At 50.7% G+C, this 25,971-nt stretch carries 24 protein-coding genes and 1 tRNA gene; 12 read left to right on the top strand and 13 right to left on the bottom strand.

Annotated features, from left to right (window positions below):
* Positions 1 to 41: 41 nt before the first annotated feature.
* The gene (gene tmpB, locus G9C99_RS09350) at positions 42 to 632 is read right to left on the bottom strand and encodes a (R)-1-hydroxy-2-trimethylaminoethylphosphonate oxygenase (RefSeq protein ID WP_166417235.1); all 591 of its coding nucleotides are present in this window, start codon (positions 630 to 632) and stop codon (positions 42 to 44) included.
* Positions 629 to 1,783, bottom strand: a complete 1,155-nt coding sequence (gene tmpA / locus G9C99_RS09345; RefSeq protein ID WP_166417234.1) for a 2-trimethylaminoethylphosphonate dioxygenase — start codon at positions 1,781 to 1,783, stop codon at positions 629 to 631. The genes tmpB and tmpA overlap by 4 nt, the downstream gene beginning before the upstream one ends.
* Before the next feature lie 91 nt (positions 1,784 to 1,874).
* Here tmpA and G9C99_RS09340 point away from each other — a divergent pair, with 91 nt between their 5' ends.
* Positions 1,875 to 2,762, top strand: coding sequence for a LysR substrate-binding domain-containing protein (locus tag G9C99_RS09340; protein WP_166417233.1), 888 nt, complete (start codon positions 1,875 to 1,877; stop codon positions 2,760 to 2,762).
* On the opposite strand, the gene bhcA is transcribed toward G9C99_RS09340, so the two are convergent.
* Positions 2,746 to 3,936 carry an L-aspartate--glyoxylate aminotransferase BhcA gene (bhcA, locus tag G9C99_RS09335; RefSeq protein ID WP_166417232.1) on the bottom strand — a complete coding sequence of 397 codons (1,191 nt, stop codon included), beginning with the start codon at positions 3,934 to 3,936 and terminating at the stop codon, positions 2,746 to 2,748. The genes G9C99_RS09340 and bhcA overlap by 17 nt on opposite strands.
* A gap of 193 nt (positions 3,937 to 4,129) precedes the next feature.
* Between bhcA and bhcR the strand changes: the two genes are divergently transcribed.
* A complete protein-coding gene (bhcR, locus tag G9C99_RS09330; protein WP_166417231.1) occupies positions 4,130 to 4,948 on the top strand; it encodes an HTH-type transcriptional regulator BhcR in 819 nt (272 codons plus the stop codon).
* On the opposite strand, the gene G9C99_RS09325 is transcribed toward bhcR, so the two are convergent.
* Positions 4,933 to 5,931, bottom strand: a complete 999-nt coding sequence (locus tag G9C99_RS09325) for an AraC family transcriptional regulator (RefSeq protein ID WP_166417230.1) — start codon at positions 5,929 to 5,931, stop codon at positions 4,933 to 4,935. The two genes, bhcR and G9C99_RS09325, sit on opposite strands and share 16 nt — an antisense overlap.
* Before the next feature lie 164 nt (positions 5,932 to 6,095).
* Here G9C99_RS09325 and G9C99_RS09320 point away from each other — a divergent pair, with 164 nt between their 5' ends.
* From G9C99_RS09320 to G9C99_RS09310, 3 genes are read left to right on the top strand one after another with little or no spacing between them, the layout of a single operon-like run.
* The gene (locus G9C99_RS09320; RefSeq protein WP_166417229.1) at positions 6,096 to 6,554 is read left to right on the top strand and encodes a (2Fe-2S)-binding protein; all 459 of its coding nucleotides are present in this window, start codon (positions 6,096 to 6,098) and stop codon (positions 6,552 to 6,554) included.
* 1 nt (position 6,555) lies between these two features.
* The gene (locus tag G9C99_RS09315; RefSeq protein ID WP_166417228.1) at positions 6,556 to 8,793 is read left to right on the top strand and encodes a xanthine dehydrogenase family protein molybdopterin-binding subunit; all 2,238 of its coding nucleotides are present in this window, start codon (positions 6,556 to 6,558) and stop codon (positions 8,791 to 8,793) included.
* Positions 8,794 to 8,800: 7 nt separating this feature from the next.
* Positions 8,801 to 9,406: a hypothetical protein gene (locus G9C99_RS09310; RefSeq protein ID WP_166417227.1), complete on the top strand. Its 606-nt coding sequence runs from the start codon at positions 8,801 to 8,803 to the stop codon at positions 9,404 to 9,406.
* 38 nt (positions 9,407 to 9,444) lie between these two features.
* Here G9C99_RS09310 and G9C99_RS09305 read toward each other — a convergent pair whose 3' ends face one another.
* The 9 genes from G9C99_RS09305 to G9C99_RS09265 form a co-directional block, all read right to left on the bottom strand.
* Entirely contained in the window at positions 9,445 to 10,704 is a 1,260-nt protein-coding gene (locus G9C99_RS09305; RefSeq protein WP_166417226.1) for an aminotransferase class V-fold PLP-dependent enzyme, read from the bottom strand.
* Positions 10,705 to 10,944: 240 nt separating this feature from the next.
* Positions 10,945 to 11,021 (bottom strand) — tRNA-Pro (locus G9C99_RS09300).
* A 43-nt stretch (positions 11,022 to 11,064) separates the two neighbouring features.
* Positions 11,065 to 12,039: a DMT family transporter gene (locus G9C99_RS09295; RefSeq protein WP_166417225.1), complete on the bottom strand. Its 975-nt coding sequence runs from the start codon at positions 12,037 to 12,039 to the stop codon at positions 11,065 to 11,067.
* A gap of 129 nt (positions 12,040 to 12,168) precedes the next feature.
* Positions 12,169 to 13,275 (bottom strand): 3-isopropylmalate dehydrogenase, encoded by a 1,107-nt coding sequence (leuB, locus tag G9C99_RS09290; RefSeq protein WP_166417224.1) that lies wholly within the window; start codon positions 13,273 to 13,275, stop codon positions 12,169 to 12,171.
* A gap of 72 nt (positions 13,276 to 13,347) precedes the next feature.
* On the bottom strand, positions 13,348 to 14,328 hold the full coding sequence (locus G9C99_RS09285; protein ID WP_231704034.1) for an endonuclease/exonuclease/phosphatase family protein: 981 nt from the start codon (positions 14,326 to 14,328) through the stop codon (positions 13,348 to 13,350).
* Between the two features lie 92 nt (positions 14,329 to 14,420).
* A complete protein-coding gene (locus G9C99_RS09280; protein WP_166417223.1) occupies positions 14,421 to 15,260 on the bottom strand; it encodes a hypothetical protein in 840 nt (279 codons plus the stop codon).
* A gap of 261 nt (positions 15,261 to 15,521) precedes the next feature.
* Complete coding sequence (gene leuD, locus G9C99_RS09275) at positions 15,522 to 16,127, bottom strand: 3-isopropylmalate dehydratase small subunit (protein ID WP_166417222.1); 606 nt, start codon at positions 16,125 to 16,127, stop codon at positions 15,522 to 15,524.
* 12 nt (positions 16,128 to 16,139) lie between these two features.
* On the bottom strand, positions 16,140 to 17,543 hold the full coding sequence (gene leuC / locus G9C99_RS09270; protein WP_166417221.1) for a 3-isopropylmalate dehydratase large subunit: 1,404 nt from the start codon (positions 17,541 to 17,543) through the stop codon (positions 16,140 to 16,142).
* Between the two features lie 189 nt (positions 17,544 to 17,732).
* Positions 17,733 to 18,482, bottom strand: coding sequence for a sulfite exporter TauE/SafE family protein (locus G9C99_RS09265; protein ID WP_166417220.1), 750 nt, complete (start codon positions 18,480 to 18,482; stop codon positions 17,733 to 17,735).
* Between the two features lie 76 nt (positions 18,483 to 18,558).
* Between G9C99_RS09265 and G9C99_RS09260 the strand changes: the two genes are divergently transcribed.
* The 7 genes from G9C99_RS09260 (at position 18,559) to G9C99_RS09230 (ending at position 25,492) form a co-directional block, all read left to right on the top strand.
* A complete protein-coding gene (locus G9C99_RS09260) occupies positions 18,559 to 19,890 on the top strand; it encodes a mechanosensitive ion channel family protein (protein ID WP_166417219.1) in 1,332 nt (443 codons plus the stop codon).
* A 126-nt stretch (positions 19,891 to 20,016) separates the two neighbouring features.
* Positions 20,017 to 20,442 (top strand): ribosome silencing factor, encoded by a 426-nt coding sequence (rsfS, locus tag G9C99_RS09255; protein ID WP_166417218.1) that lies wholly within the window; start codon positions 20,017 to 20,019, stop codon positions 20,440 to 20,442.
* A complete protein-coding gene (gene rlmH, locus G9C99_RS09250; protein ID WP_166417217.1) occupies positions 20,442 to 20,912 on the top strand; it encodes a 23S rRNA (pseudouridine(1915)-N(3))-methyltransferase RlmH in 471 nt (156 codons plus the stop codon). Before rsfS ends, rlmH begins: the two co-directional genes overlap by 1 nt.
* Before the next feature lie 59 nt (positions 20,913 to 20,971).
* Positions 20,972 to 22,495, top strand: a complete 1,524-nt coding sequence (gpmI, locus tag G9C99_RS09245; protein WP_166417216.1) for a 2,3-bisphosphoglycerate-independent phosphoglycerate mutase — start codon at positions 20,972 to 20,974, stop codon at positions 22,493 to 22,495.
* A gap of 2 nt (positions 22,496 to 22,497) precedes the next feature.
* Positions 22,498 to 23,628: a murein hydrolase activator EnvC family protein gene (locus tag G9C99_RS09240; RefSeq protein WP_407926017.1), complete on the top strand. Its 1,131-nt coding sequence runs from the start codon at positions 22,498 to 22,500 to the stop codon at positions 23,626 to 23,628.
* A 6-nt stretch (positions 23,629 to 23,634) separates the two neighbouring features.
* The gene (locus G9C99_RS09235; RefSeq protein ID WP_166417214.1) at positions 23,635 to 24,975 is read left to right on the top strand and encodes a S41 family peptidase; all 1,341 of its coding nucleotides are present in this window, start codon (positions 23,635 to 23,637) and stop codon (positions 24,973 to 24,975) included.
* A gap of 34 nt (positions 24,976 to 25,009) precedes the next feature.
* Positions 25,010 to 25,492, top strand: a complete 483-nt coding sequence (locus tag G9C99_RS09230) for an RNA pyrophosphohydrolase (RefSeq protein ID WP_166417213.1) — start codon at positions 25,010 to 25,012, stop codon at positions 25,490 to 25,492.
* Positions 25,493 to 25,971 lie beyond the last annotated feature (479 nt).

Below are 25,971 nucleotides of genomic sequence, written 5' to 3'. Positions count from 1 at the left end.
GGCGCGAAAGTCATTCGCGCCCTTCTTACAAACAAGTTAGCTTATTGCGCGCAATGCGCATCTACAACACGTTGCACCCGCTCTGCAAAATAGCCAAACGGCGGCGTATCCATATCATCGCGTTTTCCTGCCTCATCCAAATACCGCACTTGGATAATCTCTTTGAGGTTTGGATTTTTCTCCATCTCAGCGACCTCTTCAGCATTCATCGGGCCACCCTGAAGGTTCAATGAATGAATAGAGGCTTCGGATAAACGCTCAAAATACTCTGGTTTAGTCGCACAAAGATAGCGCTTTGCCGCAACATGATAGCGAACACAATCCGTCACGACTGTTGGGAAAAACTGCTCTAGCACTTCTGCGCCTGCCTCTTCGTGGTACCGATCTTCAGTATCATCCATTGAGAACATTCCGAATTCCGACGTAAAATGCCCCACGTCATGCAATAGCGCCGAAACAATGATAATGTCACTTTGACCATTTTGCTCAGCGATGGTTGCGCCCTGAAGCATATGCTCAGCCATAGTTACCGGTTCGCCTAGATATTCCTCGCCGCCCCGCCTCTCGAAGATGTCTTCGAGAAAGGCGACGATATTGTCTGGGGTGAGTGTGGTAAAGTCTGGCTTGCTCATTGTGCCGCCTCGGCGCTTTGCAATTCCATCGCCGCGAGGGTTGAGTTTAAACCGTCTTTATCCGCGTAACATCCCTGAAGCCAACGAGACCCTTCGCCAGAATAACCTTTGCGTGCATGAAGCACCCGCGTATTATCAACGATAAAGCTTTCACCTGGTGACAGTTTAAATGTGACTTCCATTGCGGGATCGTCGATGATTTCACCCAATCGACGGTAGGCAGCATAATAATCCGCCATATCATCGAAAGGTACATCAACGATGGGTGCCGATGAACGATTGTTAAAACGTACACCGATCATTTCGCCATCAGGTGCCAATTCAATCATTGGGCGGCGGGATCTTAGGCACACCCCATCGCCCCCAGCATATTCAAACCGAGCGCAATATTTGCTGAGAAGTTCAAAACCACGTGGATTTTCCGTGCGCAAGACTTCGGCACAGCGGAACCCATCCACAACCATATTTTCCCCACCTTCGGCCGAATTTTCAAGGCAGTAAAGGACTTGAACTGTTGGCACTGGGTCACGATATGGGTTGTCTGTATGGGCCTGCAGGCCCAATCCAGTGTAGGCCAGATTGGTTGGATTTACTTCGGTGCGCACCTCGAAAAACTTACCATAATTGGTTTCGCGCACATACCCAAACAGATCAACAACTTTGGTCAGCGCCCCTTCCTCGATCGGGCCATTCACCAGTTTGCCAAAACCATAGCGACGCACACCAAACAGCCAATCCTTCAACGCATCGCGATCTTTGCTAACGGCGCTAAAGTCACCAACAGGAATCCCGGTCATGAGATCTGAATCCCATGTTTCAACGGTATCTGCGGTCCAACCAGACTGTGTCTTCCCCCCTACGTCGTACCGGTGGCCAAGCAACCAAGCTGCATCAAAGGTCACAGTTTTGTTTTCCGGGGCAAAAGTGATCGACAATTGCGCACCCTCTGCGGATACATCGCTAACCGTTGTATCGACAGGAATGTCGCGCAGCGCAATCAAGCGCTGCCCGTTGCCCGGGTCACGTGTTTCTGCGTCTTGGGCATTATCGCGCAACCAAATTGCGTGGAAACGCGCCGTTTCCCCTGTCGCCCAACCTAAAGTTACTGTGCTGCCGTCTTCGGCCCGAGTGGCTGATGTAAATTGGAGCATTTCCAAATCCTTTGCTTCGCTGGCGTAAGTGTTGACGAGTTAAGGCATAAGTACAATAAAGCATTTTACCCCCTGAGAGGTCGAAACTGTTATGCCTTCTAAGCACGATGAAAAACCACTTCCGCCATTGGAATGGCTCCGCGTGTTTGAAGCGGCTGCGCGATTAGGAAACTTTACTGCGGCGGCGCATGAGTTATCGTTGACCCAAGCCGCTGTAAGTCAGCGCATCCGCAATCTAGAAGGAACGCTTGGTGTAATCCTATTTCACAGACAAGCGCGCGGCGTTGAACTAACATTAGATGGAGAGGCTTACGCACCACATGTTTCCGCTGCGCTTACCTCTCTTCGCCGCAGCACTGCTGATCTGTTTGGCGCAACACGCCGAAAACTCCGCATTACCGCATCGGCAACGATCATTGATCTCTGGCTAACACCTCGACTTCCTTTGTTGCATGCAGAGTTTCCTAACGTGCAAATCATTCTCTCGACCATGCAGCTTAGTGCAGATTTTACACCCAAAAAGGGTGATTTCGAAATTAGGTTTGGTGATGGAGAATGGAGTGGGCGAAAGGCGCGCAAGCTATTTTCAGAAGTATTAATGCCCGTTGCCACACCGCAGCTGTTGCAAACTTCGCCAAGCTGGCGAGAGCTACCGCTTATCGCAACAAAAGGGCCTAGATTTGGCTGGCTTGATTGGGCTAATGCCGCAGGGGTGCAACCACCGCAGCCGCCTAATTTTCGTTATGACTCTTTCACCCATGCCCTTAGTGCAGCGACGCAAGGCATTGGTGTCTTACTGGGTTCGCGTGGAATTCTCTCCCCATATTTGCATAAAGGGACCTTGGTCCCGCTTCAGGAACCCAAAGTGCAAATGACAGAGGGGTATTGGCTGACTTGGGACACTGCCGACGGCCACACCAAAGACCACTCTGCCTTTGTTGATTTACTTTGCAGCGCAGATCCTATGCGGCGACCTTAATTTCGGACCCAACACTGTTGCGGTAATAATCTTGTGCTGCGGCAACCCCTGAGCCAAGCGGAACATTAATCCCCATATCAGCCATGCACATTTCTGCGGTCGCAATACCTGAAAGGGCCATAACATCTGTCATACAGCCCAGATGGCCTATGCGGAATACTTTTCCGGCGACATCCCCCATACCAATACCAAAGGCAACGCCATATTTATCCGCAGCGTGCGTGACCAATGCAGTAGAGTCAAATCCCTCCGGCACGTAAATTGCACTTACGGTATCCGAGTAGGCATCAGGTGAGGACGCACACAGATCAAGCCCCCAAGCAGACACAGCAGCGCGTACACCGCTTGCTATACGATTGTGACGTGCAAAGACATTCGAAAGCCCCTCAGAAAGCAGCATGTCTGTGGATGCCTTTAGACCATTCAACAAACCAACTGGTGGCGTATAAGGATATCCGTTAGCCGCATATCCGGCACGCATGTCCCGAATATCAAAAAATGTCCGAGGCAATTTTGCCTGTTCAACAACCGCTATTGCCTTTGGGCTAAATCCAACAATTGCCAAACCAAGAGGAAGCATGAAACCCTTTTGTGAACCCGTAACTGCGATATCCACACCCCAATCGGACATGCGGAAATCCATAGAGCCGATTGAACTTACACCATCTACAAGCAACAATGCCGGGTGGTTTTCCCCATCCATTGCTCCGCGCAATGCTGCGATATCTGAACGGACGCCCGTTGCCGTTTCGTTATGCGTGGCGAGAACCGCTTTGATCTTATGGCCTGTATCTGCTGCTAATGCAGCCCGATATCGATCAACAGGCAAAGCATCCCCCCATGCGGTTTCGATCACTTCGACATCAAGTCCATGGCGGTTGCACATGTCGATCCAGCGATGGCTAAACATCCCATTACGACCCACCAAAACTTTGTCACCAGGTGACAGTGTATTAGACAACGCAACTTCCCATCCACCAGTGCCAGTTGACGGAAAAACAAACACCTCTGCGGACGGGCTCTGAAGCACTTGCTTCACCCCTTCCAACGCTGGGTGCAAGATATCGCCAAACAAACTCGAACGGTGATCAAGTGTAGACATATCCACAGCCTTGCGCAGCGCTTCGGGCATATTGGTTGGACCGGGGATAAATACAGGGTTTTGAAAGCTCATGGGTCTTCTCCATCGTTGGGTTACAACAAACCTATGTGTGCGCCCCATGTTGCGCAATTTTTTTGAAACTGTTTTTCATTTTTACAAATTCCATATATTTTTGTTATTTTACAAACATTTAAATTTTTTTGTTGTATGAAATCATTTTTCATACAATTGTATACCGAGCAAAAAACTCAAGGCGACTCATCAGATGTCAACATCAAACCGCAACCGTGGCCGGCCAAAAGGCTTTTCGACGAACGCATCGCAAAACACGATTCAATCCTTAGATCGCGCGATTGATGTGCTCGAAACTCTCGCTGAGACCAATGGACTGACTTTAACCGAGATTGCCAAAAGCTTAGATCAATCAGCTGCCACGATGTACCGCGTATTATCAACGTTTCAGGCCCGCGAATTCGTGGAGTTCGACACCGCTGAGCAAACTTGGCACATCGGGCCTAACGCCTTTCGCATTGGCTCCTCTTTCCTACGCAGCGCCGGCATATTAGAACGCAGCCGTCCTATTATGCGCACCCTTATGGAAACGACGGGTGAAACAGCGAACCTTGGCATCGAACGTAATTCAAAGGTGATGTTCATCGGTCAGGTCGAAACCCAAGAAACAATCCGAGCATTCTTTGCACCAGGGACGCGTACAGATATGCATTCCTCTGGGATTGGGAAGGTTCTGCTTAGCCTCTACAACGAAGATCAGCTCGCTCGGTATTTACGCGATACGACTCTCACGCAATATACCCGCAAAACAATCACAAGCCCCGATGTTTTACGCTCCGAATTAATACGCATCCGCGCCCACGGTGTTTCTTTCGATGACGAAGAAAAAACTGACGGCATGCGCTGCATCGCAGCCCCAATCGTTAATAACTTTGGCGAAGCCGTTGCGGGAATTTCAGTGTCCGGTCCCTCTAGCCGCATGACACCCGCAAAGATTAAACTCATCCGTACGCAGGTTCGCGACGCAGCTTTTGAAATTTTCCGCAGATTGGGCTCTCATCCCGAAACCTGAGCGCGCGCCTGCATAGGCGTCATCCCAGTCCATCCATGGAAGGCACGATAAAACGAATTTGGATCCCTAAAGGCCAGAAGATAGGAAATTTCCTCGATCCTCAGATCGTCATGCTTGAGATAGTGTAACGAAAGATCAGAGCGCGTCGTATCCAGAATACGTTGGAAAGTGAACCCTTCTGCTTTTAGATGACGCTGCAAACTCCGACGGCTTACATTAAGCCGCCCACAAACCGCATCGACCGAAGACTTCCCGCTTGGCAATAATTCAAGCAAGACCTCACGAACCTTAGTTGCAATTGAAACACCAGCTTCGCGTTCAAGCAATTGGCGGTGTAGATCGGATTCAAATCCACGCCAAAGCTCTGCGTTTTCTGAAATGAGAGGCCGTTGAGCGTCCTCCAGCGACAATGTTATTTTGGGAACAGGCCCTTCGTGCACATCGGCCCCCAAGAAAGGTCGCAAAGAAGGCGTATGCGTCGCACTTTCAGGGGCTTCTAATGCCAAAGGCACCATGGGATGCGCAGTAAAACTTCGACAACATTCAAGAAAGAACACCAATTCAAAAGCCGCCATCGAACCAGGAATCGGATCATTAGGAAGCAATGAGCACAAGCTAAATTCAATCGCGGCTTCCAGCCGCTCCACCTCCAGCTTTATCGGGCAAATCAGCGGTTTAAACAACGCCAATCGGGTCAATCCAATTTCCACATTAGGGCTACATGAAAAAGCAAACAAAGACGGCGTAAATGGACCACGAGCAAAGGCCTGCCCTAGAAACAGGATAAAATCTGGGCGGTTTGTCTCGGCTTCAATTGCGCGCCACAAATCAAAAAACTGAGGTCCAGTTACCCCCTTCCCCTCTTGAAAATGTACATCTGTGTTCAAACCAGCACGTCGGATCACCTGATCCTGATCAATATTCAAAACAGCGCATATTTGCGGCAGGGATTTTCCGTAAGGGTAGCGTTCTTGGCGTTGCATAGATGTTTCCAGTTTTCTGTTTCCAAGATTGCCCAAAGAAACACTCAATATCCAGACGCGAACTTCAGTTGGCACGAAATGTTACTTCATTGGCGCAATTAGCAAGTTCGAAAAACAATCCACCGTGACTATACTATATGGGCACACCTAAGGAGAGACAGCCAATGCAGCTATCGATAAACAGGCTAACACATGAAGTCGATGTCGAAGAAGACATGCCACTCCTTTGGGTATTACGCGATGAGTTAGGTATTACCGGGCCGAAGTACGGTTGTGGTATCGCCCAGTGTGGCGCATGCACCGTGCACATTGATGGGCTGGCAGTACGCTCTTGCTCTATCGCGGCAAGCGATGTTCAGGGGAACGTCACAACCATCGAAGGGCTCGGCACTCCAGAAAGCCTACATGCTGTACAAACCGCGTGGATCGAACATCAGGTTGCCCAATGCGGATATTGCCAATCAGGGCAAATCATGGCCGCCGCTTCGTTTTTAGATTTCAACTCGAATCCGACGGATGACGATATCGACTACGCGATGTCTGCAAACCTGTGTCGCTGCGGCACGTATCCTCGTATACGCGAAGCCGTCAAATCCGCCGCTGCGAAACTGAATGGAGCGTAAAATGGGAAAGCTAAAAACCTATACGCGTCGCGCATTTCTGATCAGCTCAGCCGCTATCGCGGGTGGCGTCGCCTTTGGATATTACGCCTACAAAAAACCGGTAGAAAACCCTTTACTCAACAATCTGGCCGAGGGCGAAGCGGCACTCACACCATATGTTTTGATTACCACAGATGGCATCACGCTCATCACCCCCCGCGCGGATAAGGGCCAAGGGGCCTACTCTGTTCAAGCCGCATTGATTGCAGAAGAGCTGGACGTAGATCTTAACACCGTAGCCGTTTCGCCAGGTGTACCGAGTGCTGCCTATTTCAATGCTGCCGTCGCTGGCGAAGGCTTTCCCTTTATGGCAACCGACGAAAGTTTTGCTGCCCGTCAGGCACGCGGGTTTGGTGGGGTTTTGGCCAAGCTAATTGGTATGCAAATTACGGGCGGCTCTTCCACAGTTCCCGACGCCTATGAAAAGCTGCGCGTTGCTGGGGCTGTCGCCCGCGAAACACTTAAGGAGGCGGCATCCCAAGAATCCGGCGTACCAGCGGGACAACTCCGCACCGAGAATGGCGCAGTGTATCTACCGGATGGAACCTCCCTGACCTACACAGCGCTAGCGACAACAGCTGCTTCGATTGAACCTGTAGCCGAAGTAGTGCTTAAGCAGCCAAGTGAGTGGCGATACTTGGGCAAAGATATGCAACGCATAGACATCGTTGCGAAATCGACCGGCACCCTGAAATACGGCATTGATCAAACCGTTGACGGGATGCTGCATGCAACGGTTCGCACCAATCCACGTATAGGCGGCCCCATGATCGGCTATGATGCTTCGATTGCTGAAACGATGCGCGGCGTCGAAAAGATTGTACCGATCAATGGCGGCGTCGGAGTCATAGCCGATAACACGTGGCGAGCGTTTCAAGCCGCCAATTCGATCCAGTTCGATTGGGGCCCCGCCCCCTATCCCGCTACAACAGAAGAAATGTGGGCACAAACTTCAGCAGCATTTTCGCCCGAATTTCAAGATAGTCAGTTTCGTGCAGATGGCGATGTAGATGCTGCCATCGGCGAAACCACTATAGAGGCAGAATACCGCGTTCCACATTTGGCCCATGCCGCGCTCGAACCGATGAACGCAATTGTTTTGGTCACAGCCACACGCGTAGACATCTGGACCGGCACGCAAATCCCACGGTTCATGCAAGCAAATGTTGCGAAGCAAACTGGGGTTGATCATGACGATATTCATATCCACGTCGAGATGATGGGCGGCAGCTTTGGGCGACGGCTGGAAGATGTTTATGTTGCACAGGCTGTTGAATTAGCGATGACAGTGCCCGGTACCCCAATCAAAATGACTTGGAGTCGCGAAGAGGACATGACGCATGATTTCCCGCGCCCAATGATGATGGCGCGCGGGCGCGGGTCCATCAATGACGGCAAAATCGAAGGGATCGATTTAGGAATTGCAGCACCCTCAATTATAGAAAATCAATTAGGACGACAAGGGCAATGGCTGCCTGGTCCAGACACCTCCATCGTTGCAGGCGCTTGGGATCAACCTTTTGCCATCCCCAATTACCGTGTCACCGGATACAGGGTGCCGGCGATGGTCCCGATCAGTTCTTGGCGCTCCGTCGGGGCCTCTGGCAACGGCTTTTTCCACGATTGTTTTTTAGATGAGTTAATCCATGCCGCAGGTGCCGATCCTGTAGAAGAACGATTAAGACTTTGCAATGATCCAACCTCACGCAAGGTCATTGAAGCCGCAGCTGAGATGTCGAACTGGGGAAGCCCTTTGGCACAAGATCAAGGGCGCGGTATTGCGTTTTGCCTGTCATTTGGTGTGCCAGTCGCGGAGGTGATCGAGGTCGTGCACACAGATCAAGGAATCCGCATCGATAAAGCCTATGTCGCCGCAAACGTGGGTAAAATCATCGACCCCATAAACTTCGACAATCTGATGAAAGGCGGGGTTATATTCGGCTTAGGCCACGCGATGAATTGCGAACTTACCTATTCAGATGGCATGGCCGAACAGGATAATTTTCACGCCTTTGAAGCGATGCGCCTATATCAATGCCCCAAGATCGAAGTGCGTGGGCTAGAACTCGGGGATAAAGTGCGCGGTATTGGCGAACCACCCGTGCCGCCGGCTGCCCCGGCCCTCGCAAATGCGATTTTTTCAGCGACAGGTCAGCGCATTCGCGAATTGCCGTTGAACAAACACATCAATTTCGTTTGAGGCCGCTATGAAACAGTTTTTTGTATCTCTTGCCATGCTAACCTGCCTCAACCTTCCGCTTCATGCAGAAGGTGAGAATATCATCATTGATCCCCCCGAATACGGAAGCATCGACACCGCGCTAGGGCTTGAACATTGGTCGCGCGCTTACGAAGTTTTCTCCCATCCGAGGTGCTCCAATTGCCACGTGGGGGCCGACAATCGCCCTATGTGGTCAGGCCCGAGTTACGGCTCTGCGCGGCCGCACGGCATGAACATCAACGCTGGCGAAAGCAGAATTGGCGCAGAGCATATCCTGTGCAGCACGTGTCACTCACCAAACAATATTGATCTGCCTCATGCTCCACCCGGTGTCACCGCTGATTGGCGATTAGCGCCGGTGGAAGCCGAATGGTTTGGAAAATCATCACGTGAGGTCTGCGAACAATTGCGCGACCCAGAACGAAACGGCGGGCGCAACGTACTCGAAATTGCCGAACATTTAGATCACGATGTCATTTTACACTGGGCATGGAACCCCGGAGTCGGGCGCGAAAGTGCGCCCTATTCCTTACAAGATCATGTCAACGATGTGCTGGCATGGGGGGCAGCAGGAACACCCTGCCCATCCTAAAAAATACCCCGCATCAAAACAATGCGGGGTACTATGCTTTACGCGTTGTCGTTGATTTCCTTGATCACAGTCAAGAACTGCGCAACTTCGTGTTCAGTGTTATAGTGGCACAGCGACACGCGAATACAATCATCCAGACCAAGTGGATTCAGGATATTGCCTGAATAGTGGTCCGCTTTGCGCGTATGTGTACGGATACCTTGCTCGTTCAGTTTCGTCACAACCTCAGGCGATGGAACGCCCTTCACAACAATTGAAACCAAACCTTCACGCGCAGGGTTATCTTCGCCGCCTAGGATGGTGATATTTTCCATCTCGGCCAGACCTTTTATGTTGCCGGTCCCTTTGATCATCGCATCTGTGAGGTGCTTTTCATAAGCATGAATAGCGCGGCCTGCTGCTTCGATCCGGGCGCGAGGTTCAGTTTCGTCTGATACTTCGCCACCGAGCCAATCAAAATACCCAACAACATCACTCAATGTCGCATAGGCACCGGTATCGCGGGTTCCGAATTCCCACCCAGTGGCCGGTGCATCGATCAACATATCGTGCGGCATTGCGCTAAAACGATCAGAAATCCAGCCAATGCCATAACCGTGACGTGAAAACACCTTGTAAGGTGAAATCGCGTAGCCATCGACATTATATGCATCTAGATCAAGTTGGCCGTGTGCCGCGTGCTGGATACCATCAACGATGATGTAGCAATTGGGAGCCACCGCACGAATAGCCTTAGACACAGCTTCTACATCGACACCCATACCCGTCACCGGAGAGGTATGAAGGATCGTAGCGACGCTTGTGTCAGCTGTTATATAACGCGCATAGTCCTCAGCCGTAACAGTGCCTGTTTCGTCATCGTGTTGCACATTCACATACTCAAGACCCGCTATTTCTGCCCAGCGGCGCGCCGCAGAGCGGGACGCAGGATGCTCAAGTGAGCTCCCTAATACTTTGCTTCCTTTAGGCGCATTTACACAAGCTGTACGGATCATACGAAATAAAAGTTCAGTTCCGCTTTCTCCTGCAAAAAACTGGCCTGATGACGCGTTCATAAACAGCGCCATATCCTCTTTTGCTTTGGTAATTGTCGCGACGAGAGCGTGTGCCGCAGGGTTATCGCGACCCTGGTTATCTGGAATACCAGCAAACTTGTTTGACGTTTCGACAACGGATTTCAGCGTCAGCGCGCCACCGGCGTTTTCAAAAAATACGCGTGGCCCCTGAAATGGGCAGTTATCGACATGAGCAAAGCGGTCGCGAATGGCCGCAATCAATTCGGGGCGTGTATGAAGCATAGTTTTTCCTATTTTCGGTCGAGGCATTGGTTGCGTAAAAAAGTTACCGTTTCAACTTCATTATCAGGCCGATAACCAACGTAAATTTCAGGCTAAAAGGCGACATAAAACGTCGCAGATGTAAAACTACATTGGTTTACACATCTTAGGAGAAAATACTTGGACCATATTACGCACAAAACCCTTTAGCTGCCTCAAGTGAGACATGCTAAGGTTTTTGTGCATTAAACAGGGGAAAACTGGTCGGGCTGAGAGGATTCGAACCTCTGACCCCCTGTACCCAAAACAGGTGCGCTACCAGGCTGCGCTACAGCCCGACCGTGAGGCGGAAGTACCCCCACCCAACTGATTTGGCAAGAGCTATCTTGAGCTTTTTTTCGACTTTTTGAGTTGCGTCCCTACACGCAGTCCCGAAGACAACCCAATTCGGGTTCTGGTTCTCAAAACCGGGGTGTTTTCAGAGTTTGTACCAGTTGATTCTCGTTTTAAAATATAGAGCCCACTCAAAATAATAATGCCAACACCAACCAAAGTTGTTTGATCGGGGAATTCGTCAAAAAAGATAGCACCAAACATAATTGCCCAGATAATTTGCGAGTATTGAGTCGGGGCAACCATAACCGCATCCCCCAATTGATAGGCATTGACCAAACATATCATCGCAAGAAGCACCATCAAGGCGACCAGCACAAAGGCACCCAAATCCCCAATTGGCATAGGCTGATAGACAAATGGCAACGCAATCCCCATTGCAATGAAGTTCGTCATCACCGGATAAAGCACCATAACAACACTGCGCTCTTCAGGGCCAATTTTACGCGCCACAATTGAATTAAGCGCACCTGAAACCGCCGCAGCCATTGCGGCCACATGCCCTAAAGAAAACTCCGTACCTCCGGGTCTCAAAACAACCAGCACACCGACCAACCCAAAAGCCACAGCCAAACCACGACGCAACCGCACCGTTTCGCCCAAAATTGGAATAGCAAGAATTGTGATTAACAGAGGTGCCGCAAATAGAATGGCATAAACTTCCGCAAGCGGCAGAACACCAAAGGCAAAAAATGCCCCAACAGCCGAAACCAACGCGGACCCACATCGCAGCGAAAGCCACCAAGGATGCTTTGGGCGTAGCGTGCCCGGCACCTGATCCTTAATCAGCATAATAGTGATAAATGGAAACCCAAAAAGAGCACTAAAAAACACAAGCTGAAAGGAAGAATAACTATTACCCAGCACTTTGATAATGACATCATGAGATGAAAAAATACCAAACGCCATCAACCCATAAAGGCTCGCACGTAAATTTTGTTTGTCGTTGTGTTGATCGCTCATACGACATCCAATGGCTTGTTAAAAAGAACTCCTTTGTTTGATACTCCTCTGTCCCCTCGAAACAAGCCCCTTCCAAAAATAAAAAAGGGGCCAAAGCCCCTCTGATTTACTTTAGATCGTGTCTCTTATTCAAAGAGAGGACGACAATTCTGCGAGAATTGCATCACCCATTTGGCTGGTTGAAACCGGAGTTCCGCCGTCAGATTGCATCAAATCTCCGGTACGCACGCCGCTGGCCAGAACTTTTTCAACAGCCGTTTCCAGGCGGGTCGCCTCTTCGCCTTGATCGAAGGAATAGCGTAGCGCCATGGCAAAGCTAAGGATACACGCACAAGGGTTGGCTTTGCCTTGCCCCATGATATCTGGCGCGGATCCATGTACGGGTTCGTACATTGCCTTAGGACGGCCATTTTCCATAGGCGCACCCAAAGATGCAGATGGAAGCATCCCAAGAGAACCCGTCAACATTGCAGCACAATCAGACAGAATATCGCCAAACAAGTTATCCGTTAGAATGACATCAAACTGTTTTGGTGCGCGCACCAACTGCATAGCACCGTTGTCTGCATACATATGCGATAGCTCGACATCGGAATATTCCGCTTTGTGGATTTCCTCAACGACGTCACGCCATAGGATACCAGATTCCATCACGTTTGCTTTTTCCATTGAACAAACGCGATTGTTGCGACGACGGGCCAATTCAAATGCAGAACGTGCAACACGCGCAATTTCAGCTTCGGTATAACGCTGGGTGTTAATACCAACGCGCTGACCATTTTCTTCGAAAATGCCACGTGGTTCACCGAAATACGATCCCGAGGTCAGCTCGCGTACGATCATGATATCAAGGCCAGAAACGATGTCTTTTTTCAGCGATGAAAAATCTGCGAGCGCATCAAAGCACTGGGCAGGACGCAGGTTCGCAAACAAATCCATTTCTTTGCGTAAACGCAGTAGTCCGCGCTCTGGCTTCACAGAGAAATCAAGGACGTCATATTTAGGGCCGCCAACAGCGCCCAACAAAACAGCATCGACTTCTTGCGCTTTTGCCATTGTTTCGTCTGCCAATGGCACACCATGCTTGTCGTAAGCCGCCCCACCAACGAGATCCTCGGACACGTCAAAATTCAAGCCGCGGTTTTCGCCATACCAATCGATGATTTTACGGACTTCGACCATAACTTCTTGGCCAATGCCGTCACCTGGGAGAATAAGAAGTGAAGGGTTGCTCATTTGGAATCTTCCTTGAATTGCAGGGTTGCCTTGGCCTAGCGGTTTGGGCCCCGAGGGTCAAGAAACACTCGCTTAAAGAGTAAGATCAACCCACACCAACCGGTGCCGTGATGCAGTTGCTACGGTGTCATCGTCAATAGGCCAATAGACCCCTGAACCCGCAACATTCAAATCCACCGATGGCAGAATATAATCCACACGCAAATTGCCCGGACCCTCCGGCCCATCCGGCCAGTTTGCGGTATCCAAAGCGGGGTTGCCCACATGCGATAAGTTTACCCCCCCGTCTGCGCGTGCATAATGTGTTCCGCCATCACTTTGGGGGGATACATCTTGCAGCAACGGGTGGCTCAGCAAAGCCCTAAGTGCCGCCGGACGGCCTTCGCCGTCATAGACATCTAAATTCGCACCCCCGACTAATACAAATGAATGTTCTGGGGGAGACCATTCAAATACCCCCTCGAGATACCTGAGCCAAAAGGCGCTTTCGTCATGATTTCGTTTACCATTTCGGTCTTCAACGCCATCGAATACCGGCGGCGTCGCATACCAAGTCAGCATATCCAGTGTCAAATCCGCTCGTATAGAAACCGGCACGAACCAATGCCCTGTTGAAGACAACCGTTGTACCATTTGCGCCTGCTCTGAGGGAAAAGGACGACCATCAATGTTGGGAAGTTGGGCGTTTGGAACGTCGCGCCAAAGCAAACCGCTCATATCAAGCACATCGTGGGCTACGAAAGGGAACCGGGATAATATCGCCATTCCGCCTTGGCCGGAAAAGCTACCATAGCCCTGTGCATCGCGTGGCCCCCCATAGCGCCCGTCGCCGTCCATATCCAAGCCTGTCGGCATTCCAGTATTGGGTCGTAGAGAAAATAAGTGCGGATAGGTGACGTTAGCAGCACCAAATCGAGAGGCGAGCGCCGCCAATGCGGCATTTTCGTAATCGTAATCGAAATTTTGAAGCACCAAAATATCTGGCTGAACCGTCGCTATCACTGAAACAATCGCGTCGATCTGTTCGTCTTCGCCGCGCACAATGTCACGCAATAATAGCCCCGGCCCTCGACGCCACAGTTCTACATTAAAAGTTGCAATCCGAATAGTCTCAGCCTGCGCAGCACACGCAAGAACAGTTCCAATCAGGCAGGCACATATCCATGCGCAACAGCTTTTTCGTAAGAAACGCGCCGTTTGTCCTGAATCATCTGAGCAATACGATTCATCGCCATCCCACGCATAAACAGGCTTGCCGGAAGAAATGCCCACGCCGCAACCATCCAAATCAAAGATTGCTCCGACGCGATAGAAATAGACCCAAACAGTTCCACGCCTGACGCCAAAGCGATTGGCGTTAAGAATGGCAGCAAGAACCCTAACAAGATATTAACACGTGCGTCTCTTGTTAACCGTGTCACAACATCTTTGCCTGCGGTCGGATCAAATGTGGGCAAATTCACCCAAACATTGAAACTCCGATTGGCAGAAGGCCAACTGATCAAGCGCATATATATTGCAAAAACTGCCAACGTGAGCAGCGAAATCAGGTAAGCCAACCCAGACAATGCCCGAAACGTTGCAATATCCGAGGATGATGCCGTTTCTGGTAAGACATCCAACAGCAACCGAACCGGACTGAAAGGGAAATCAATCGCTTGCCCAACGAGCGTGCCAATAGCCGCAACCAATTTGGCAAGAGCGCTGCCATCAACGTGGCTTCGGCAAATGACACTTAACAAGAATACTGTCGCAAGAAGCGATACAAAACGAATGCGATTGAAAGGTGGTGCTTCGCGAAACTCGATCAAGCTTGGGTAAGACGACGCATATTCGAAAAGAACCAAGGCCCCGCAGAACAATCCTGCCAAAATAACGACTTGTGCGGTGTCAGCAGAGGTATTTGGCAATACTAGGGACGGCGTTGCAATCAACACCGCGACGAGAACTGCGCGCACAACTGCGCCTATCAGTTTCGATAACACTACCCTTGCCCTCAGTTTGGTCGAACACGATACTTTGCCGCGTCCTATTCCATCTGGTACCGATCATTATGTCGGCTTGCCTCATTCTTGCCCAATTTTTGCCTTGTTTCAGGACGTGCTTCAACCCTTTGCTTAAAAAGACAAAATTTTTTACAGGGAATTGAAGATACTGGTGCGAGTTTGCATCAACTGCACTCAGGGTATTGTGGGCAGATCGCGTCCGCCCACAAAATATTGTTTTTTACTAAAACCCAAAAAGGATTAGACCCAAGGACGCGATTGTGACGCTGCCGCCTCAAACGTGTCGATAGATTTGGCTTTTTCCATAGTTAGGCCAATATCATCCAAGCCCTCGAGCAAGCAGTGTTTTTTGAATGCATCAACCTCAAACGCAATAACATCACCATCAGAAGTAGTGATTTCTTGGGCTTCCAGATCAACCGTCATCCGAGCATTTTCGCCCTTTTCAGCGTCGCTCATCAGGATGTCGATTTGTTCCTGCGGCAAGACAATTGGCAAAATACCGTTTTTAAAACAGTTGTTGAAGAAGATGTCAGCGAATGACGTGGAGATAACGCATTTGATGCCAAAATCAGCGATGGCCCACGGCGCATGTTCGCGCGAAGATCCACATCCGAAGTTGTCGCCAGCAACCAAAATATCCGCATTGCGGTATTGTGGTTTGTTCAACACGAAGTCTTCGATTTCGGAACCGTCTCGGTTATAGCGCATCTCATCAAACAGGTTCACACCAAAGCCGGTGCGTTTGATTGATTTCAAGAACACCTTGGGAATGATCATGTCAGTGTCGATATTCACCAACGGCATTGGGGCTGCGACGCCTTGGAGTTTTTCAAACTTTTCCATTGATTTGGTTCCTTAGATCAATTCACGCACATCGGTCAAACGACCGGTCAACGCGGCAGCAGCTGCCATTGCGGGGCTCACGAGGTGTGTACGACCTTTGTAGCCCTGACGACCTTCAAAGTTACGGTTGGACGTTGACGCGCAACGCTCATGTTCCGCAAGCTGATCAGGGTTCATCGCGAGGCACATAGAACACCCAGCCAGGCGCCATTCAAAACCAGCAGCCTCAAAGATTTCAGAAAGACCTTCTTCGTCCGCTTGTGCACGCACCAGACCAGAGCCCGGCACGATCATCGCACGCATACCGTCTTTGATCTTTTTGCCTTTTACGACCTCAGCAACAGCGCGCAAATCCTCGATCCGCCCATTGGTGCAAGACCCAATGAATACAGTGTCGATTTCGATGTCGGTCAATTTTTGGCCTGCTTCCAAGCCCATGTACTCAAGCGCGCGCGCCGCGGCATCAACTTTGCCGCCTTCAAAGCTTTCGGGTGCCGGAACAACCGCAGAAATCGGCAAAACATCCTCAGGTGAAGTGCCCCAAGTTACACAAGGTGCGATATCTTCGCCTTTCAAGGTCACAACTTTATCGAAGTGTGCACCATCGTCGGTGTAAAGCGTTTTCCACCAATCAAGCGCCGCTTCCCATTGTGCACCTTTTGGGGCGTGCGGACGACCGTTTACGTAGTCATATGTGGTTTGGTCAGGCGCGATCAGGCCAGCGCGCGCGCCGCCTTCAATTGCCATATTGCAGACCGTCATCCGGCCTTCCATCGTCAAATCACGGATCGCTTCACCACAATATTCGATGACATAACCGGTACCGCCAGCGGTTCCGGTTTCGCCGATAACGGCCATAGTAATGTCTTTGGCTGTTACACCCGGCATCAATTTGCCAGTGATCTCAACCTTCATGTTTTTGGATTTTTTCTGGATCAGCGTTTGCGTCGCCAGAACATGTTCGACCTCTGATGTGCCGATACCGTGGGCCAGCGCGCCGAATGCGCCGTGTGTCGCAGTGTGACTATCGCCACAAACGACAGTCATACCGGGCAAAGTCCAGCCTTGTTCTGGGCCAACAATATGCACGATCCCCTGACGAATGTCGTGCACAGGGTAATAATGGATGCCGAATTCTTTGGCATTTGTGTCAAGCGCGTCAACCTGAATGCGGCTTTCTTCGTTCTCGATCCCTTTGGCGCGGTCAAGGGTCGTTGGGACGTTGTGATCAGGCACAGCGATGGTTTTTTCCGGTGCGCGCACGGTGCGACCAGTCATACGCAGACCTTCAAAGGCTTGCGCACTGGTCACTTCGTGCACCAAATGGCGGTCAATATACAGCAGGGTTGTGCCGTCTTCGGCCTCATGCGCAACATGCGCATCCCAGATTTTATCATAAAGCGTTTTGGGGGACATAGTCCTCTCCCATTCTTGATTTCAGATGTGGCGAAAGCTGCAAAAGGGCGTGCGAAAGCGCACGCCAACCGTCATAGGGCGGCGATGATAGAAAGCGACTGACCATAAAAGCGCCAAGGCAAAAAGGCGCGATCGTCGATATCGTAAATGCGTTTCATATGTCGGCCTTACACCCCTACGCAGATTCCATCAAGCCATGAGCCGCCCGAAAAACACAAACGCCATCCCAAAACCCATCAAAATAACAAATCCGCGCACAAATATTGTTGGTAAAACCTTCGCCAACCGTGCGCCGGCAAATCCGCCCGCAATCGCGGCGAGCGCCATGATCAAGGCCTCTGGCCAATGAACGATCCCTGCAATTGCAAATGTTGCAACAGAAATCGCGGAAATCACAAACGACATCGCATTTTTCAAGCCGTTCATTTGGTTGAGGTCTTTCATCCCCCACAATGCATAGAGTGCAAGCAGGACGATGCCGAGACCACCATTGAAATATCCACCATAGATCGACACCGCCATCAATCCGATCCAACCGTAAGAAGCTATTCGAACACCGCTTTGGCTCAGAGCTTTTTGAATAAAATTCTGAAAGGCAAATGCAAGCGTCGCGATCAAAAGCAGAAAAGGCACAAGAAGTGCAAAAATTTCGTTGGATGAAACCAAAAGTAACAGGCCGCCAACCAATCCCCCCAGCAAACTGGCTAAACACGCCCGCAGAAGATCAGAGCGCGGGATTGCAGAAATTTCTTCGCGAAACCCAAGCGCAGCAGCGAGATAGCCAGGAAAAACCGCAACCGCGCTTGTTGCATTAGCTGCAACAGGGGGAATTCCGATAAACACCAATGCCGGAAACGTCAAAAATGTTCCGCCACCCGCAAGGGCATTCACAATGCCCGCCCCGAAACCCGCAATGATCAATAGAAAAATGTCACTCATGTCAGAGGCATATCTAGGACTCGAATAAACAGCAAGTGAGTTGCCGAACCCAAACCCACATGCCATTGTGAGGTCAATGGAACAAGAAACAACACCTGACACCGCCCTTTCTGCCTTTGGCACATTGATTTCCGAGATTGAAACCTTTGGGTTTTCACTTTTATTGCCATCGCGTCTTACACAGCTGGTCGTAATCGTTGGCGTGTTCCTTGTTGCACATCTTGCGATGCTCTTTTTCGCTCCGCGGTTTCACAATTGGATGCGCGGCCTAGAAGGGCGTCCCAAATGGCAACTGCGTTGGCTTTTGGTTGTTCATCGTCGTATCCGGTTAATCTTTTTCGTTGTTCTAACCTGGTCCGTCATTTTTTTCATGCGCGAGGTTCTGCATACTTTTCCGTCGCGCACTTATCTGCTGTCCCTCATTGGAACGATGTCGGTTGCCTGGCTCTTTATTGCCTTTGTCGGACGCCTTATCCACAACACTTTGATCAGGCGAACGGTGGTTTGGGGCGGGTGGATTTACGCCGCTCTCTATTATTTTGGTTTTTTAGAAACGACATCGTCATTGTTAGAAAATCTCGCCATTGAATTTGGTGATTTTCGTCTGTCCGTTTTTGCAATTCTCAAAGCATTGTTTGTCACAGGCATTTTGTTTTTCATTGCCCGTGTGTTGTCCAGCACCACCGCCCGGAAAATCGGAGAAAACGAAGATATCTCGCCGTCAATGCGTGTATTGGCCGTTAAATTCATTCAAATGGCGCTCTTCAGCGCGGCGTTTTTCTTAGGGTTAAAAGCTGTCGGATTTGATCTTACGGGTTTAGCGGTCCTATCCGGTGCGGTTGGTGTCGGCCTTGGTTTTGGTTTACAGAAAGTAGTATCCAACCTCGTGTCTGGTGTGATCATTCTGCTGGATAAATCAATCAAACCCGGCGACGTGATCAGCCTTGGCGAAACATTTGGCTGGATTGACAGTTTAGGCGCACGCTACGTTTCTGTTGTCACGCGAAATGGCAAAGAATACCTGATCCCGAATGAGGATCTGATCACTGGTCAAGTGGTTAACTGGTCCCATTCCAATGACTTTGTAAGGCTCGATATATTCTTTGGCACCTCTTATGGATGCGACCCGCACAATGTGCGCAAAGTCGCGATTGATGCTGCCAAAGGGGTGAGCCGTGTTCTAAGTTCCAAGGCCCCCGTTTGCCACATTGTTGGCTTTGGGGACAGCTCGGTCGATTACATCCTTAGGTTTTGGATCAAAGACCCAACTGGCGGCCTGACTAATATCCGCGGCAATGTCTATCTCGCCCTTTGGGATGCATTTCAAGAACATGGCATTAGTATTCCATTTCCTCAGCGCGAAGTACGTGTTTTGGGCAACGAAACAATGTCTCTTCCGGACGATTAGACCCAATATTTACCCCAACAACCCTTTTCAGAACACTTGTAATGACGCATTGAGATTCCTTTGCGGCAGTGTTACCCTACAGATATAGCCCGGCGTCGGGGCCTTGCGACGCGCCGAAAGGAGGACATGGTCCTGAGTACCCCTGCAAACGCGTCTGATAAATCAGGCGCACCGGAGCAAACCCAAACGGGCGCATCCGATAGTGTTACAAGCGAAGTGTTGCTTGCACGCATTTTGACTTCACTCGACGAAAACAAAGCTGAAGATGTCGTGCAGATCGACCTGCGCGGAAAATCTGTGATTGGCGACTATATGGTCGTTTGCTCTGGCCGTTCTTCGCGTCAGGTGGCTGCGCTTGCGGAACGTGTAACAGACGACATTAAACAAGATTTTGGGCGGTTTTCCAAGATCGAAGGCAAAGAACAGGGCGATTGGGTTCTGATCGACACCGGCGACGTTGTTGTACATGTCTTCCGCCCAGAGGTCCGCGAATTCTACCAGCTTGAAGATATGTGGCTGGCGGCGGGTGGCCCAGGAACCACGACTGACTGATGCGCGTACACATTTGTGCTGTGGGCCGGCTGCGCGCTGGCCCTGAACGCACACTTCTCGATGATTACCTCCAACGATTTGACCGCAGCGGGCGGGCGTTAGGTCTCGGCCCTGTAACCGTGCATGAAGTTGAAGACAAAAAAGGCGGCGGCTCAGACGCCGAAGCGATTCTATTGGAACGCGTTATTCCCAAAGGTTCGATCATTTGCTGCATGGATGAGCGCGGCAAAATTATGCCCTCACCCGATTTTGCCAACCAGATCGGCCGGTGGCGTGATGACGGGCGTGGTGATCTGGCTTTCGTGATAGGAGGCGCAGACGGCATCGCAAAATCCCTGCGGGCTAAGGCGGATTTCAAACTTAGTTTTGGCGCCATGGTTTGGCCGCATATGTTGGCGCGCGTCATGCTAAGTGAACAACTTTACCGTGCAGCCTCTATCCTTGCAGGTGCGCCTTATCATCGCGTGTAGCTTGCCCTTTTGGCTGCCACTGAATAGATACTAAGGCGAGCAGCCATCAGGACTTTAGAATGACACCACCCAAACCCGTCGTACTGTGTATTTTAGACGGCTGGGGGCTGCGCGAAGATAGCGCAAACAATGCCCCTGCCCTTGCGCATACTCCGAACTTTGATCGTTTGATGGCCACCTGCCCCCACAGCACCTTGATCACACATGGGCCGGATGTGGGACTGCCAAGCGGTCAAATGGGTAATTCTGAAGTTGGGCACACAAATATCGGCGCTGGCCGGGTTGTTGCTATGGATCTGGGCCAAATTGACTTGGCTATCGAAAACGGATCGTTTTACGACAATGCCGCGTTGAAAGCCTTTTGCGCTCGTCTCATCGAAACGAAGGGCACTGCCCACGTAATGGGATTGGTCTCAAACGGCGGCGTACATGGCCATATCACCCACATCATTGCAGCGATCAAAGCCATTACAGATGCGGGCGTGCCTGTTGCCTTGCACATGATCACAGATGGCCGCGATGTTGCACCTAAGTCGGCCTACGGGTATTTGGAAACACTGAATGAAGTGCTTCCATCCAACGCGACGATCGCCACTGTAATTGGTCGCTATTTCGCTATGGATCGGGATAATCGCTGGGAACGTGTCAACGAAGCTTACAGCGCAATTGTTTCCGGTATCGGTCCCAAATCACCTGATGCCCATTCTGCTATCACCACTGCTTACAATCGCAGCGAAACCGATGAATTCATCAGTGCCACCGTTTTGAATGACTATGCGGGTGCCAAGGATGGTGACGGGTTCTATTGCCTCAATTTCCGGGCCGATCGCGCGCGTGAAATATTGCGTGCAGTTGGTGAACCCGACTTCAATGAATTTGACGTCGGCGAACGCCCAAAGTGGGCAGCATTGCTGGGCATGGTTGATTATTCTCGTTCCCACAATGCGTACATGACCACATGTTATCCCAAACAAACGATCAAAAATACGTTAGGCGAATGGGTTGCTAAACATGAAAAACGCCAGTTCCGTCTAGCTGAAACTGAAAAATATCCACATGTAACTTTCTTTTTGAATGGCGGAGTTGAACAGCCTGAAAACGGAGAAGACCGTTTTATGCCATTGTCACCCAAAGTCGCGACCTACGATCTGCAACCTGAGATGTCTGCGCCAGAAGTGTCCGACCAGTTTGTCCACGCTATTGAAGAAGGCTATGATTTAATCGTCACCAACTTTGCCAATCCGGACATGGTGGGGCACACTGGGGATGTAGATGCAGCAGTCGCCGCATGTGAGGCAGTAGACCATGGCCTAGGTCGCGTGATCGACGCGTTGGAAAAATCCGGTGGCGCAATGATTGTCACGGCAGATCATGGTAATTGCGAAACTATGGTTGATCCAACGACGGGCGGACCGCATACGGCACACACGACCAACCCCGTGCCTGTCGTCATGATGGGTGGGCCAAAAGGCGCGAGCCTAAGAGATGGTGGTCGCTTGGCCGATCTCGCGCCTTCGTTGTTAAGCTTGATGGGTTTACCGCAACCGCCCGAAATGACCGGCGAAAGCCTGATTCAAACATGAAAATTTTGCGCGCAATAACCTGTGCAGCGGCACTTACGTTTCCCGCAACCTTGATTGCGCAAGTAAACCCTGCCGACATTGCGGCGCGTGCCGCGCAACAGCTAGAAACTGCATCAATTGCGCTACAAGAGGCAAACCAAGCCCGCGATCGCGTGGCCGCATTGACCCAAACGATCCAAGCCTACGAAGAGGGCTTAGGCGCCCTGCGCGAAGGATTACGTCAGGCTGCTGTACGCGAAGCTGCAATCGCCATTGTATTTGATGCCAAGCGCGAACAAATAGCGCAGCTTCTTGGTGTTCTTCAATCAATGCAAAACGCACCTGCACCTGTCTTACTGCTACACCCATCTGGTCCGATGGGGACCGCACGATCTGGAATGATCCTTTCTGAAATCACACCCGCTCTGCAAGCCCAAGCGGATGAGCTACGCTTTCAGCTTGAGGAAGTATCGCTGCTCCGTGCGCTTCAAGAAGGAGCCGCAGCGACCTTGCTGGAAGGGTTGAAAGGCGTACAAGACGCACGAACCGCTCTTTCGCAAGCCATTTCAGACCGCACAGAGTTGCCTATTCGCTTTACCGAAGATCCCGCCCAGTTACAGGCATTGCTGCAAAGTAGCGAAACATTGTCCGGATTTGCAGACGGCCTAGCCGACTTACCGGAAACAGATTTAGAAATCGACACACCTGATTTCGCATCCGCCCAAGGGGAATTAACCCTCCCCGTTTCAGGGACAGTATTGCGACGCTTTGGTGAAACTGACGCCGCAGGAGTCGTACGCCCGGGGCTGCTTATCGCAACGCGCCCTTCATCCCTTGTAACCGCTCCTTGGCCAGCAACGCTACGATATCGTGGACCGCTGCTGGATTACGGGAACGTGATGATCCTTGAACCCGAAGAAGATACTCTCTTGGTGCTCGCTGGATTAGGTATTGTGTATGGCGAAGTGGGCGAAGTCGTCAGCGCAGGCGCTGCACTTGGCTTAATGCCCCAAAAACCCGGCCAAGAGGACGGGATATTGCTAAATGTGACAGATGGCTCTGGCAATGATCGTACGGAAACGCTTTATATAGAGCTGAGACAGGGTAATGACCCGGTAGACCCAGCAATCTGGTTTGCTATCAACGAGGAATAAAATGCGATGAAAAAGTTTGTGATGGCCGCCGCCGGTGGCACCTTGGCTGGGATTATTGCCACAACACAGATAGCAGGACCATTGCTGGCCCAGGAAACGTCAGCAAATACCAACGTGTACCAACAGCTTGATTTATTCGGTGATATTTTCGAACGCATCCGGTCTGAATATGTCGAAGAAGTAGAAGAGTCTGACCTGATCGAAGCTGCGATCAATGGCATGCTGACCTCGCTTGACCCACATTCAAGCTACCTTCCTCCAGCAGATTTCACGGATATGCAGGAACAAACGCGTGGTGAGTTTGGCGGTCTCGGTATTGAGGTCACCCAAGAAGAGGGCTTTGTCAAAGTCGTGTCCCCAATGGATGGCACACCAGCGGATCAGGCTGGTGTTGAATCTGGCGATTTCATCACCCACGTTGACGGGGAAAGCCTGCTTGGTTTGACCTTGAATGACGCCGTTGAAATGATGCGTGGGCCAGTTGGATCCGAAATTATCATCACTATCGCTCGCCCCGGCGAAGACGAACCATTTGATGTATCCATCATCCGCGACACTATTCGGTTAACCGCAGTTCGCGCACGACTTGAGGGTGATACAGCCGTTCTACGGATTACAACATTTAACGACCAAACCTTCCCAAATTTACGGGATGGATTGGCCGAAGTCGTTGAAGAAGCCGGCGGAATTGACAACATCAACGGTGTTGTTCTGGATCTGCGCAATAATCCTGGAGGCCTGCTGAACCAAGCTATCGCGGTGTCTGATGCATTCCTAAATGCGGGCGAAATCGTATCGACACGCGGGCGCAACCCTGAAGATGGTGAACGCTGGAACGCACAGCCCGGCGACTTGGCCGAGGGCAAACCAATCGTTGTTTTGATCAATGGCGGCTCTGCGTCTGCTTCAGAAATTGTTGCGGGCGCGTTGCAAGACCACCGTCGCGCGATCACTGTTGGTGAGAAAAGCTTTGGCAAAGGGTCCGTTCAGACCATCATGCCATTACGCGGCAACGGCGCTATGCGATTAACAACAGCACGTTACTACACGCCATCAGGTCGCTCTATTCAGGCACTTGGCGTATCTCCCGACATTCTGGTGGAACAACCACGTCGCCGCCCAGATAGCGAAGAAGAGGCCGCGGCGGACGAACGTCGTATTCGCTCCGAGGCAGACTTGCGTGGTAGCCTGAACAACGATTCCGTTACCGAAGATGAACGTCAGATGCTGGAAGAAGAACAGGCCCGTGCTGAACAAGCCGCAGCCCTTCGCGAAGAGGACTATCAACTGGCCTATGCCATTGATTTGCTGACAGGTTTATCCGCATTGGCCCCTGCTGATCAATAAGGGAACTGGCCGGGGCAACCCGGCCTTTCTACACATGACACCAGAAAAAATTGAACAACTCCCCTATCGCCCCTGCGTTGGCGTGATGCTGATAAACGCTGAAGGGTTGATCTTTGCGGGGCAGCGGATTGATAGTGATGTTCCGGCTTGGCAGATGCCGCAGGGGGGGGTTGATAAAGGCGAAGAACCTTCTGATGCGGCTGTGAGGGAGCTTTGGGAAGAGACGGGCGTGACGGCGGATCAGGTCGAAATATTGGGTCAGACCGAAGATTGGCTGACCTATGATTTGCCCCACGACATCGTTCCAAAAATCTGGAAAGGTCGCTATCGGGGGCAAAAACAGCTTTGGTTTTGCTTTAAATTCAACGGTGTAGATGGCGACATCCGCATTGACGGCGATCCACCCGAATTTTCCAAATGGCGCTGGATTTCGGCCCGTGAGATGGTGGACAGCATCGTGCCCTTCAAACGCGATATCTATGAAAACGTGACAAAAGCCTTCGCTCAATTTCTGTAACTTCGCACGCTACCTAACGCGACATACGCCTGTTTTTACATAGAAATCAGCGTATGACATCTGTGCACAAAGTTGTATGACAAACGTATGCCTCTTGTGCATACGATCATATTACAATTTACATTATTTGCCCAAAAAAAGAAGGTTAGGTTTGGAAATTTTTAGTAATTCTACCGAAAACTTTGATAAGCTGAGCCTTATTAGGATCGTATTACTTATTCCCCTCATGCCAACGGTTGTTGGGCTTGGATATCTGTCCAAAATTCCCAAAGAACTATGGTGGGCCGTTGAGTTTACTACTCTTTTATTTCAACTGTCTTTCTTCGTACCGTACACAATTATTTTTTTTAGTATCTCGTACACTCTTTTGAGAGCACTGAATATTTTCTTCAAAGACACGTTTCGATCAAACCGGCTGTCAGTTTCCCAATATCGGCAAGTTTCCAATATACAGCGTCCTATACTAACCTTATGTTCAG

It is taken from the genome of Cochlodiniinecator piscidefendens (assembly GCF_011326755.1).
Lineage (GTDB): Bacteria > Pseudomonadota > Alphaproteobacteria > Rhodobacterales > Rhodobacteraceae > Cochlodiniinecator > Cochlodiniinecator piscidefendens.
This window is presented reverse-complemented; position numbering and strand designations above follow the sequence as displayed.